Raw genomic sequence first — 12,204 nt, 5'->3', positions numbered from 1 at the left:
TACTTATATTACTCACGATGGATTGGCATTTATCATGCAGAACACTAAAAAAGCCCTGATCACCGGCATTACCGGCCAGGACGGCGCTTACTTGGCCGAACTGCTGCTGGAAAAGGGCTATGAGGTTACTGGCACTTATCGCCGCACCAGCTCGGTCAACTTTTGGCGCATCGACGAATTGGGCATCCAATCGCATCCCAACTTGACGCTGGTGGAATTCGATCTGACCGACCTCAGCGCCAGTATTCGCCTGATGCAAACCGTGCAGCCGGACGAGGTCTACAATCTGGCGGCGCAAAGCTTTGTCGGCGTGTCGTTCGACCAGCCGCTGACCACTGCCGAGATCACCGGCGTCGGCCCGGTCAACTTGCTGGAAGCCATTCGTATCGTCAATCCGAAGATCCGCTTTTATCAGGCGTCGACCTCGGAAATGTTCGGCAAGGTGCAAGCCGTGCCGCAGAAGGAAGATACCCCGTTCTACCCACGCAGCCCGTACGGCGTGGCCAAGCTGTATGCGCACTGGATGACGGTCAACTACCGCGAGTCGTATGGCATCTTCGGTGCGTCGGGCATCCTGTTCAACCACGAATCGCCGCTGCGCGGCCGTGAGTTCGTCACCCGCAAGATCACCGATTCGGTCGCCAAGATCCATCTGGGCCTGCTGGACGTGCTGGAACTGGGCAATATGGACGCCAAGCGCGACTGGGGCTTCGCCAAGGAATACGTGGAAGGCATGTGGCGCATCCTGCAAGCCGACCAGCCGGACACCTATGTGCTGGCGACTAACCGTACCGAAACCGTGCGCGACTTCGTCACCATGGCGTTCAAGGCGGTCGACGTGGCGCTGGAGTGGAGTGGTTCGGCGGATAACGAAATCGCCACCTGCAAGAAATCCGGTAAGGTGCTGGTGCGCGTCAATCCGAAGTTCTACCGTCCTGCGGAAGTGGAACTGCTGATCGGCGATCCCGCCAAGGCCACCAAGGAGCTGGGCTGGAAACCGTCGACCACGCTGGAGCAGCTGTGCCAGATGATGGTGGAAGCTGACCTGCGCCGCAACAAAGCGGGCTTCTCGTTCTAAGTATCACATTAAGGAGTTCCCATGGCGGTTGAAGACGCGGGCAAGCGTGCCCTGATCACCGGCTTGTCCGGCTTCACCGGCCAGTATGTCGCGCAAGAGTTGCGCGCGGCCGGTTACCAGGTGTTTGGCACCGTCTCGCCCGGCCAGACGGCAGGCGAGCGGGAATTCGCGGTCGACCTGCTGGACCGCACCGGCCTGGCCGCCGTCATCCGCGAAGTACAGCCGGATGTGGTGGCGCACCTGGCCGCCATCGCCTTTGTCGGCCATGGTGACGTCGACCAGATCTACCGCGTCAACGTGGTCGGCACCCGTAACCTGCTGGATGCGCTGGCGGCGGCGGAGAAAAAACCGTCGGCCGTGCTGCTGGCGTCCAGCGCCAATATCTACGGCAATACCGACGTCGGCGTGATCGGCGAAGACGTACCGGCGGCGCCGGCCAACGACTACGCCGTCAGCAAGCTGTCGATGGAGTATGTGGTACGCCTGTGGCAGGACAAGCTGCCGCTGATCGTGGTGCGTCCGTTTAACTACACCGGCGTCGGCCAGCATGAGAACTTTCTGCTGCCGAAAATCGTCTCGCACTTCCGCCGCAAGGCGAGCGACATTGAGCTGGGTAACCTGCACGTGTGGCGCGATTTTTCCGACGTGCGGATGGTCGCCGCCAGCTATCGCAAGCTGCTGGCCGCACCGGCTGCGATCGGCCAGACTTTCAACATCTGTTCCGGTCACGGCTACTCGCTGGGCGAAGCGCTGGACATGATGGGCGAGATCGCCGGCTACAAAATCAATGTGCATGTCAATCCGGCCTTCGTGCGCGCCAATGAAGTGGTGCGCCTGGTCGGCGACAACCGCCGCCTGACCGCCGCCATCGGTCCGCTGGACATCGTGCCGCTGGGCGAGACGCTGCGCTGGATGTATTCTGCATGACAGTTGTTTCAAGCTTGCGTGTCGGACTATCTGCAACTACCACCGAGCCAGTGCTGACCGGCGGCCGCATGGACGGCATCGGCGTCTACACCAAGGCGCTGATGGAGCATCTGCCGCAAGCCGGCGTCGATGTGCAGCCGCTGTCCTTTGCACCGCCCGGCGATGCCGGCCGCCTGGCCCATAGCCGCGCCTTGCCGCTGTCGTTTCCGCTGGCGGTGCTGGGTGATTTCATCCTGCCGTCGTCGGTGCATCTGAGTACCCACACCGCGTTGGGTAAAAGCGCTGCGCCGCTAGACCTGTTCCATGCCACCGACTACCGCATCGTGCGCATGGACTGCCCGGTGGTGGCGACGCTGCATGACGCGGTACCGGTCTCGCATCCGGAGTGGGTGCGTCCCAGGCTGCGCAAGCTGAAGAACTGGCTGCAGATCAAGGCCGCGCAAAAAGCGCAGCATGTGATCGCGGTTTCGCATTTTTCGGTGCGCGAGCTGGTGGAATACTTCGGCGTCAATGAAAACAATATCAGCGTGGTGCACCACGGCGTGCGCGCCGAGTGGCACGAGCGCCCCAGCGCCGAAGACCGCGACGCCACGCTGGCGCAGTACCAGCTGCGCGCCGGCTACTTCCTGTTCGTCGGCACGCTACAGCCGCGCAAGAACGTCGAGCGCCTGCTGGCCGCCTATCTGACGCTGCCGCCGGTGCTGCGTTCCGCGCGCCAACTGGTGATCGTCGGCAGCCAGGGCTGGCGCAGCGAAGAACTGGTCAGGCAGATCAAGGCCGCGCAGCAGAATGGCGAGAACGTGGTCTGGCTCGACAAGCTGACCGACAACCGCCAGCTGCACCACCTGTATGGCGGCGCCGGCGCCTTCATCTTCCCGTCGCTGCACGAGGGCTTTGGCCTGCCGTTGCTGGAGGCGTTTGCCAGCGGCGTGGCGGTGGCCTGCGCCAACGCCACCTCGTTGCCGGAAGTGGCGGCAGGCGCCGCACTAGAATTCGATCCTTTGTCGGTGGGCGAGATTGCCGCCGCCATGACTACCCTGGCGCGCGACGACGCTGTCCGCGCCCGCTGTATCGCCGCCGGCGAACGCCGCGCTTTGGAGCTCACCTGGGAAGAAGCGGCACGCCGCACCGCCGCCGTTTATCATCAAGTCTTATCCCGCTGAATACCATGCGCGTCCTCCATTTCTACAAGACCTATTATCCCGACAGCTGGGGTGGCGTTGAGCAAGTGATACGCCAGCTATGCGTCGGCACCGGCCACCTCGGCCTCACCAACGAAGTGTTGACGCTGAGCCGAGGCGGTCCCGCCGAAATCGAATTCGAAGGCCACACCGTGCACCGCGTGCCGCTGGACTTCGAGATCGCCTCGACCGGCTTTTCGTTTGCCGCCATCCGCAAGCTGGCGCGCCTGGCGCGCAAGGCGGACGTGATCCACTATCATTTCCCGTGGCCGTTCATGGACCTGGCGCACTTCCTGGCCCGCATCGACAAGCCGAGCGTGGTGACCTACCATTCGGACATCGTGCGCCAGAAGCACCTGCTGCGCGTGTATGGCCCACTCAAGCGGCGCTTCCTGCATAACGTCAGCGCGGTGGTGGCGACCTCGCCCAACTACCTGGCCTCGTCGCCGGTGCTGAAGCGGTTCGCCCACAAGACCACCACCATTCCGTTCGGCCTGGATAAATCGACCTATCCGCCGGCGTCGGAAGAACGCAAGGCTCGCTGGCGCGCGCAGTGCGGCGAGCGCTTCTTCCTGTTCGTCGGCGTGCTGCGCTATTACAAAGGCCTGCACATCCTGCTCGATGCGCTGGTCAATGTCGATTACCCGGTGGTGATCGTTGGCGCCGGCCCGATCGAGCAGGAACTAAAGGCCCACGCGCTGCGCCTCGGCCTGACCCACGTGCAGTTTATCGGCGCGGTGGATGAGGAGGACAAGGTGGCGCTGCTGGAATTGAGCTACGCCATGGTGTTCCCGTCGCACCTGCGTTCGGAAGCGTTCGGCATCTCGCTGCTGGAAGGGGCGATGTTCGGCAAGCCGATGATCTCCAGCGAAATCGGCACCGGCACCACCTACATCAATATCGACAACGACACCGGCCTGGTGGTGCCGCCGGACGATCCTGCCGCGCTGGGCGTGGCCATGCGTACGCTGTGGGATAACCCGGAACGCGCCGCCGAGATGGGCCGCCGCGCCGAAGCCCGCTACTGGGAACTGTTCACCGCCGAGAAGATGGCGCAGAGCTACCATGCGCTTTACCGTGAGCTGGTGGCGCGGCCAAGGTAAAATACGCGTCTACCCATGATTTTCGGAGACTCGCGTGCGCTGCCTGGTAATTGAAGACGAAGCCGAAACCTCCAACTATATCTGCAAGGGCCTGCGCGAGGCCGGCTATGTGGTGACCGCCGCCGGCAATGGCCCGGATGGACTGGACTATGCCACCAGCGAGGAATGGGACATCATCATCCTCGACCGCATGCTGCCCGGCCGTATCGACGGCCTGTCCATTGTCGACAAGCTGCGCGCGCTGGGCAAGCAGACCCCGGTCATCATCGTCAGCGCGCTGACCACCATCGACGCGCGCGTGACCGGCTTGCGCGGCGGCGCCGATGACTACCTGTCCAAACCGTTTGCCTTCTCCGAACTGCTGGCGCGCGTGGAAGCGCTGCTGCGCCGCAGCGCCCCCGGCGCCGACAGCACGCAGCTGCAGGTGGCCGATCTGCGGCTGGACCTGCGCACGCTGCGCGTCACGCGCGGCGCCAAGGTCATTACCCTGCAGCCGCGCGAATACCGCCTGCTGGAATACCTGATGCGTAACGAGAACCAGGTGGTGACCCGCACCATGCTGCTGGAATCGGTGTGGGACTATCACTTCGACCCGCAGACCAATGTGATCGACGTGCAGATATCGCGCCTGCGCGCCAAGGTGGACAAGGACTTCCCGGTGATGCTGATCCACACCTTGCGCGGCGTTGGTTATCGCATGGGCGTGATGCCGCCGGAAGAGCCGGAGCCGCCGGTTGTCTAGGTTTTCCAATCCGCTGCGCACCTCGATCGTCGCCAAGCTGGTGCTGGGCTACGGCCTGCTGGGCATCGCCTCGATCGTCGCCGTGTCGGCGGTATTTTACAGCGGCACCATCGGCGTCATCGACCAGAACATCGACGGCAAGATCAGGGCGCAGACCGAGCGCCTGTTGGACAAGCTGGGGGACGGCAGCCGCGCGGCGCTGAAGGCGGAAGTACATCGCCTGCTGACCGACGGCGTCGATAACGACCGCGAGATTTTCGAACTGCTGGACGAAGACGGCATGGCGATTGCCGGCAACCTGGGCTCCTGGCCCAGCGTGGCCGACGCCCCGGACCTGGTCACCGCCACCGTGCTGCGCTACGGCCGCAGCGCGCCGGCGCGCCTGTACCTGCGGCCTTTGGTGCAGGGCGGGGTGCTGATCGTCGGCCGGGATTTGAGCGAAGAAGAAGCGGTGCGCGAAGTGATCTGGCGCGCGCTGCTGGCCGGCGCCTGCGTCTCGCTGATGCTGACCATCGCCGGCGCCATGCTGTTCCGCCGCACTATCGAGGCGCGTCTGGGCGAGATCCGCCGCACCGCCGCGCAGATCGAGGCGGGCGATCTGAGTCAGCGCATTCCGGTTACCGGCAACGACGAATTCGCGCTGCTCAACCGCGACATCAACCGCATGCTGGACCGCATCGAGCTGCTGATGGAAGGCATCCGCAACGTCTCCAACGCCATCGCCCACGACCTGCGCACGCCGCTGAGCCGCATCAGGGGACGGCTGGACGACGCCTTGCGCCACGAGCCGACGGTGCCGCGCCTGTCCAGCGCCGCGCATGATGCCATTGACGACATCGACGACCTGATACGACTATTCGAGCGCCTGCTGCAGATCGCCGAAGCGGAATCCGGCATGCGCGCGCGCCTGTTCGAGCGGCTGGACCTGGGCCGGGTGGTGGCCGACATCGGCGAGATGTACGAAGCCACCGCCGAAGACAGCGGCATCACGCTGACCGTCGATGCGCCGGCCTCGCTGTACGTCGACGGCGACCGCAACCTGCTGGCCAGTGCCGTCGCCAGCCTGCTGGACAACGCCATCAAGTACGCCGGCCGTGGCGCGGTGATTCACGTGCGCGCCGGCCTGTATCAGGGTGAAGCGTCGATGTCGGTGCACGACAATGGCCCCGGCATTCCGGACGCGGAGCGCGGCAAGGTCACGCAGCGCTTTTACCGCGTCGACAAGAGCCGCCACCTGCCGGGCAATGGCCTGGGCCTGTCGATCGTCAGCGCCACCGCCAAGGCGCACGCCGGTACGCTGGTGCTGGAAGACGGCGGGCCCGGACTGGTGGCGCGCATCGTGCTGCCGCTAGCGGTAAATTAACTAACTATCCGATTCGTAATGTGACGGATGTGTAATGCCCCCGCAAGCTTGTGGAAAGCTGCACGGCTCTATGATGAGCTGTTCTTTTTCGGTCTTCCACATCATGCACGACTTAAGCGATATCGCCGCCTGGCTCCAGAACCATCCCATCTACCACGACTCGTCGGTGCATAGCACGCTGCCCGATCCCACCTTCGTCACCGAAGGCGAAACCGTGGTGTCCTTCAGCACCAACAACTACCTGGCGCTGGCCAACCACCCGCGGCTGGTGCAGGCGGCCAGAGATGGGCTGGACCGCTATGGCGTCGGCAATTGCGAGTCGCGCCTGCTGGGCGGCGACCTGGAAGTCTACCGTGAGCTGGAACGCCGCCTCGGCGCCTTGAAGCACAAGAGCGATGCGGTGCTGTTCGTCACCGGCTACATGACCAATATCGGCGTGCTGTCATCGATCGTCAAGGCGGCCACGCTGGCGCGCCTGCATGGCTTCCGCGCCAGGAAGCGCCACAAGTACGCCTACTATTCGGACGAGTTCAATCACATCTCGATCCGCGAAGGTATCCAGATGTCCGGCGCGCTGCGCTACAACTACCGCCATTGCGACATGAACCACCTGGAGTCGCTGCTGCAAGCCGGCGCCGCCGAAGGCACCACGCCGATCATCGTCAGCGACGGCGTGTTCAGCATGGAAGGCACGATCGCGCCGCTGCCGGATCTGGTGGCGCTGGCCGAACGTTTTGGCGCGCTGCTGTATGTCGATGACGCGCACGCCACCGGCATCCTCGGCGCCAATGGCGGCGGCACCTCGGAGCACTTCAACTGCTACAGCACCAACATCATGCAGATGGGAACACTGAGCAAGGCGCTCGGCTCGATCGGCGGTTTCGTTGCGGTGGAAAAGGAAGTGGGCGATGTGATCCGCCTGACCAGCTCCGCCTACGGCTTCACCTGCCCGCCGCCGCCGGACCAGGCAGCGGCGCTGCTGGCGGCACTGGATATTCTGGAAGAGGAACCGCAACGCCGCCAGCGCCTGTGGGACAACCAGCGCTACTTCATCGAGCAGATGGCGCCGTTGGGCTACACGATTATCTCGACCGCCACGCCGATCCTGCCGGTGCTGATCGGCGATGCAGAAACCTGCCAGCGCTATGCGATGGAACTGCGCGCCGAAGGCGTGCATGTGGATTCGATCCAGTTCCCGGCGGCGCCGGTCGGCCAGGCACGCCTGCGCTTCATGATGAACGCCGGCCACACCCGCGCGCAGATCGATCACGCGGTCAGCGTGATGGCGCGCCTGGCGGGACGCAGCGAACGCCTGGTGGCCTAGTTAATGCTCTGCCCAGCGCTCTTTGACTTCAAGGAGCGCGGGCATCTGTTTAATGAAGATGTCCACCAGACGTCCTTCAAAATGCTTGTCGCGCTGCGCCAGCATATGTTCGACGGCCTTATCCACCGGCCACGCTTCCTTATAGGGGCGAGCTGACGTCAGCGCGTCGAACACGTCGGCCACTGCCACAATGCGGCCGACCAGCGGAATTTCTTCACCTTTCAAGCCATTCGGATAACCGCTGCCGTCCCACTTTTCATGGTGGGTGACGGCGACGTCGTAGGCCATGGCCAGCATGCCGTGCGGATGGCGGCCGATGATGTCGCCGCCGATGCTGGCATGCGACTGCATCACTTTCCATTCTTCCGCATCGAGCGCGCCGGGCTTGCGCAGGATGTTGTCCGGGATACCGATCTTGCCGACATCGTGCATCGGCGCCGCGTGCAGCAGGTCTTCCGCTTCCGCTTCGGTCATGCCGATCGCCAGGCCGAGGATCCTGGAGTAGTGGCTCATGCGGATCACGTGCAGGCCGGTTTCGTTGTCCTTGAACTCCGCCGCCAGGCCAAGGCGCTGGACAATTTCCAGGCGGGTCTTCTTCAATTCATCCACACCCACCAGCGACAGGTGGTTGCGCACGCGCGCCCGCACAATCGGTGGGCTGACCGGCTTGGTGATGTAGTCGACAGCGCCGGCTTCGAAGCCGATTACTTCATCGTCGGTGTCGCTCAGCGCGGTGACGAAGATCACCGGGATGTTGGCGGTGACCGGATTGGCTTTCAGATGGCGGCAGGTTTCATAGCCTGTCATCCCCGGCATCATCACGTCCAGCAGAATGAGTTGCGGTTGTTCGGAGCGCGCCAGTTCCAGCGCGCGCGGGCCGTCCTTGGCGAACAGCAGGCGATAGTGGTCTTGCAGGATGTGGCGCAGCAGTTGCAGGTTGCTGGCCTCATCGTCGACCACAAGGATTTGCGGCTGGTTGGCTTGGTGGGTGGTGATCATGGGGTCTCCTTGGACAGGCTGGCCTGTAATGCTTGCAGTGCGGCGTAGGCCTGCGGGAAGTCGAAATCGTTCAATGCGTCCAGCACCGCGTTCAGTTGCTGGACCAGGTGCTGCGGCGAGCCGGTGAGGGCGGCTTGCAATGCGCTCAGGGCGGCGTCGTTCAGCGCGCCGCGTTGCAGCGATGGCAGCAGGGCGGCGGATTTCTGGCGCGCGATGGACAGGTCGAAGATGGCAGCCGGCGGCGGCGCTTCCAGGCGCGCGCCGCGCGGCGGCGCCAGCGCGTGGATGGAGCTCAGGGCGGCGTCCAGCTGGCCGGCCAGCGTGCGCTGCGCCTGCGCCAGTTCGGTCTTCAGCGCGAGCGAGATGCCGCGTACCGCCTGGTCCTGAACGTCGCTGGCGCGCCTGCGTGGCGTTGCCTCAGCGCCGGAATTGGCAGTAACGCCATCACCCCCGCCATCGCCACTACCGTCGCGCAGCGGCGATCCGCACAGCTTCTCGATTTGCGCCAGCGTGGCGGCTAATTGTTCCAGTCCGATGTTGGCGGCCACGCCGCGCACCTTGTGGCTCCAGGCCTGTGCTTCGGCCAGGCGCGCCTCGCTGCCGTCGGCCAGCAGCTTGGCCAGCGTGGCGGCGGCGGTGCTGTAATCGGCCACAAAGCGGTGCAACGCCTGATGGTAGGCCGCTTCCTCGTCGCCCCAGCGTTGCAGGCCGGCTTTCTGATTCAGCACGCGCTGGCGCGGCGCTTCGGCCGGCGGCGGCGCCGATGCCAGCGCCGGCAGGTCAAGCACCCTCGCGATCTCGTGCGACAGTGCGTGCCAGTCCACCGGCTTGGAGGCAAAACCATCCATGCCCGACGTGGCCGCAGCCTCGCGGTGCGCAGCCAGCACGCTGGCCGTCATCGCCACAATCGGCAGACGCGGGTCGCCGGTTCGCTGTTCGCGCGCGCGGATGGTGCGGGTGGCCGCCAGGCCGTCCATCAGCGGCATTTGCATATCCATTAGCACCACATCGTAATGATATTCGGCCGACATCCGCACGGCCTGCGTGCCGTCCTGCGCGCGCTCCAGCGTGTGACCGCGCTTGGCCAGCAGCAGCGACAGCAGCTCCAGGTTCTGCGGCACGTCGTCCGCCGCCAGGATGTGCAGCGGTGGCAGCGGATAGTCGAACCGTTCGCTGCTCTGCGTCTGGCCGTTGCGCGCCGGCTCCAGCGGCAGCAGCACATGGAAGGTCGTGCCGACGCCCGGCGTGCTCTCGGCCCAGATCTTGCCGCCCATGAGTCCCACCAGCTGACGGCTGATGGTGGTGCCAAGACCGGTGCCGCCGAAGCGCCGCGTCATCGAGGCATCCGCCTGCGTGAAAGGATCGAAGATGGCGTTGATGCGTTCCGGCGCGATGCCGATGCCGGTATCTTCCACAGCGATATGCAACTGGCCTTGCTGCACGGTGGCGCGCAGGCATACCTTGCCGACCGACGTGAACTTGATGGCGTTGTCCAGCAGGTTGCCGAGGATCTGGCGCATGCGCAGTTCGTCGCCGTGCAGCCATGCCGGCAGCGCCGCGTCGTAGGCGATGTCGATCACCAGCCCTTTGCTGCGAGCGTTGCTGCCGAAGGTGGAAGCCAGTTCGTCGATCAGGCCAAGCAGGCTGTAATCGTCCGGTTCCAGTTCCACCGCGCCTTTATCCAGCTTGGCGGTATCCAGAATCTCGTTCAGCAGGCGTAGCAGCGAACGGCCTTCCTTGCGCACCGTGTCCAGGTGGCGGCGCTGATCGGTGTCCAGCTCCGTATCCAGCAGTACGTCGGTGAAGCCGAGGATGGCGTTCATCGGCGTACGGATCTCGTGGCTCATGTTGGCGACAAAGCTGGCGCGCGCGGCGGCGGCTTTTTCCGCCGTCTCCTTGGCCTGGCGCAGCTCCTGTTCCATCTCACGCCGTTCGCTGATGTCGAGGATCACACCGTCGATCCAGCGCAGTTCCGGATTGCTTTCATCCGCCGTGACCGCGCCGTGCTCCCACATGAAGCGCCGGCTGCCGTCGGCGTGGATCAGACACCACTCGACCTGGTAGGCCGCCAGCTGGGCGACGCTGCGCGAAATCTCGGCTGCCACGCGTTCGCGATCTTCCTCGCAAATCAGCGAGCCGAGGGTGCGGATGCGCTGCGCGCCGACGAAATCGCTGGCGGGGTAGCCAGCCAGCCGCTCGATGCCGTCGCTGACGAAGATCGGCGGCGCGTCGAACGCCATGCTGCTGCGGAACGAGATGCCGGGGATATTGCCGATCAGCGAGCGGAATTGCTGTTCGCTGTCGCGCAGCGCCTGCATGATGGCGCGCCGTTCGCTGATGTCGGTAATGAACAGCACAAACAGGTCGCGCTTGGCCAGTTGGGCGTGGCCAAGCGCGCGCCGGATTGGCAAGCTGCTGCCGTCCTTGCGCAATGCGATCACCTCGCTGCCCTTGCCTGGAACGGTGGCGTCCTCGGTGCGCAGGTAGTTGAGCAGGCCGTCGCGTTCCGACCGTTCTACGTCGGCCATCAGCAGGCGGATATTGCGGCCGATGATTTCGTCACGGCTCCAGCCGAAGATGCGTTCGGCCGAGGCGTTGAATTCCTGTATCACGCCGGCGCGGTCGACGGTGATCACGCCGTCCACGGTGGTCGTCAGCAGTGCGCGCATCCAGGCTTCGCTCTCGGCCTGCTGGCGGTACATCTCGCGGTAGCGCAACATGCCGTTGGCGGCCAGCGCGAAGACGGTGACGGCCACTGTGATCAGCGCCAGCGCCAGCGCCACGAAAGTGGAGTTCTGCTGCGGCGTGGCGTCAATCGGCAACTGGCCGACGAAGCGCGCCGCCGCCATGCCGGTGTAGTGCATGCCGGCGATGGCGCAGCCCATCACCGCCGCGCTGATGGCGCCGAGCACCGCGCGCGGCAGGCGGCGCAGCGTGCGCAGGCCAAAGCGTATCCACAGCGCCAGCGTGGCCAGCACCACCGCCACCACGATCGACAGACCGAACATGAACGGATCGTAGCGCAGCTGCAGCGCCATTTGCATCGCCGCCATGCCGGTGTAGTGCATGGCGCCGATGCCGGCGCCGACCAGCACTCCGCCGGTGACGAGGGAGACGGCAGTCAGGCGCCGCATGCTGATAATGGACAGCGCCACCCACGACGCCGCAAGGCTGGGCAGCACCGACAGCAAGGTCAGCGTGTGGTTGTAATCGACGTCGGTGCACAGGTTAAAGGCCAGCATGCCGATGAAGTGCATCGACCAGACGCCGCAGCCCAGCGCCAGGCTGCCGGTGCCCAGCATGGCGGCGCGCAGGCCGCGGGTGCTGGCCAGGCGCGCTTGCGCGGCGACTTGCAATCCCATCCAGGATGAGAAGATGGCAACCACGATTGAGAGAATTACCAGCAGCGGCGAATAGGTGCCGTAGTGGAGCAGGGACGGATTGTCCGGCGGTGTAAAGAATTCCAGCATGATGAGGCAAACCATAT

The 12,204-nt window shown here is 64.5% G+C and carries 9 protein-coding genes; 7 read left to right on the top strand and 2 right to left on the bottom strand.

Features of this window, described 5'->3' with window-relative positions:
* Nucleotides 1-34 precede the first annotated feature (34 nt).
* The 7 genes from gmd to HH213_RS07550 all read left to right on the top strand — a co-directional run bounded on the left by gmd (nt 35) and on the right by HH213_RS07550 (nt 7,718).
* Nucleotides 35-1,078 (top strand): GDP-mannose 4,6-dehydratase, encoded by a 1,044-nt coding sequence (gene gmd, locus HH213_RS07580; protein ID WP_169111827.1) that lies wholly within the window; start codon nt 35-37, stop codon nt 1,076-1,078.
* A gap of 21 nt (nt 1,079-1,099) precedes the next feature.
* Nucleotides 1,100-2,005, top strand: a complete 906-nt coding sequence (locus HH213_RS07575; RefSeq protein ID WP_169111825.1) for a GDP-mannose 4,6-dehydratase — start codon at nt 1,100-1,102, stop codon at nt 2,003-2,005.
* Nucleotides 2,002-3,168 (top strand): glycosyltransferase family 4 protein, encoded by a 1,167-nt coding sequence (locus tag HH213_RS07570; protein ID WP_169111823.1) that lies wholly within the window; start codon nt 2,002-2,004, stop codon nt 3,166-3,168. The genes HH213_RS07575 and HH213_RS07570 overlap by 4 nt, the downstream gene beginning before the upstream one ends.
* A gap of 5 nt (nt 3,169-3,173) precedes the next feature.
* The gene (locus HH213_RS07565; protein WP_169111821.1) at nt 3,174-4,289 is read left to right on the top strand and encodes a glycosyltransferase family 4 protein; all 1,116 of its coding nucleotides are present in this window, start codon (nt 3,174-3,176) and stop codon (nt 4,287-4,289) included.
* A 34-nt stretch (nt 4,290-4,323) separates the two neighbouring features.
* The gene (locus tag HH213_RS07560; protein WP_110845313.1) at nt 4,324-5,031 is read left to right on the top strand and encodes a winged helix-turn-helix domain-containing protein; all 708 of its coding nucleotides are present in this window, start codon (nt 4,324-4,326) and stop codon (nt 5,029-5,031) included.
* On the top strand, nt 5,024-6,394 hold the full coding sequence (locus HH213_RS07555; RefSeq protein ID WP_229263350.1) for a sensor histidine kinase: 1,371 nt from the start codon (nt 5,024-5,026) through the stop codon (nt 6,392-6,394). Before HH213_RS07560 ends, HH213_RS07555 begins: the two co-directional genes overlap by 8 nt.
* 103 nt (nt 6,395-6,497) lie before the next feature.
* The gene (locus HH213_RS07550; RefSeq protein ID WP_169111819.1) at nt 6,498-7,718 is read left to right on the top strand and encodes an aminotransferase class I/II-fold pyridoxal phosphate-dependent enzyme; all 1,221 of its coding nucleotides are present in this window, start codon (nt 6,498-6,500) and stop codon (nt 7,716-7,718) included.
* Here the strand turns inward: HH213_RS07550 and HH213_RS07545 are convergent, their stop codons facing one another.
* Together HH213_RS07545 and HH213_RS07540 are read right to left on the bottom strand one after the other, a co-directional pair.
* A complete protein-coding gene (locus HH213_RS07545) occupies nt 7,719-8,717 on the bottom strand; it encodes a response regulator (RefSeq protein ID WP_169111817.1) in 999 nt (332 codons plus the stop codon).
* Nucleotides 8,714-12,187, bottom strand: coding sequence for an MHYT domain-containing protein (locus tag HH213_RS07540; protein ID WP_229263349.1), 3,474 nt, complete (start codon nt 12,185-12,187; stop codon nt 8,714-8,716). The genes HH213_RS07545 and HH213_RS07540 overlap by 4 nt, the downstream gene beginning before the upstream one ends.
* Nucleotides 12,188-12,204 lie beyond the last annotated feature (17 nt).

Source organism: Duganella dendranthematis (assembly GCF_012849375.1).
Classification (GTDB): domain Bacteria; phylum Pseudomonadota; class Gammaproteobacteria; order Burkholderiales; family Burkholderiaceae_D; genus Rugamonas; species Rugamonas dendranthematis.
The sequence above is the reverse complement of the archived record's forward strand: the minus strand, read 5'-3'. Positions and strand labels throughout refer to the sequence as shown.

Coding starts and splice junctions, on each gene's coding strand:
- gmd (WP_169111827.1), top strand. CDS start 35: ATGCAGAACACTAAAAAAGCCCTGATCACCGGCATTACCGGCCAGGAC.
- HH213_RS07575 (WP_169111825.1), top strand. CDS start 1,100: ATGGCGGTTGAAGACGCGGGCAAGCGTGCCCTGATCACCGGCTTGTCC.
- HH213_RS07570 (WP_169111823.1), top strand. CDS start 2,002: ATGACAGTTGTTTCAAGCTTGCGTGTCGGACTATCTGCAACTACCACC.
- HH213_RS07565 (WP_169111821.1), top strand. CDS start 3,174: ATGCGCGTCCTCCATTTCTACAAGACCTATTATCCCGACAGCTGGGGT.
- HH213_RS07550 (WP_169111819.1), top strand. CDS start 6,498: ATGCACGACTTAAGCGATATCGCCGCCTGGCTCCAGAACCATCCCATC.
- HH213_RS07545 (WP_169111817.1), bottom strand. CDS start 8,717: ATGATCACCACCCACCAAGCCAACCAGCCGCAAATCCTTGTGGTCGAC.
- HH213_RS07540 (WP_229263349.1), bottom strand. CDS start 12,187: ATGCTGGAATTCTTTACACCGCCGGACAATCCGTCCCTGCTCCACTAC.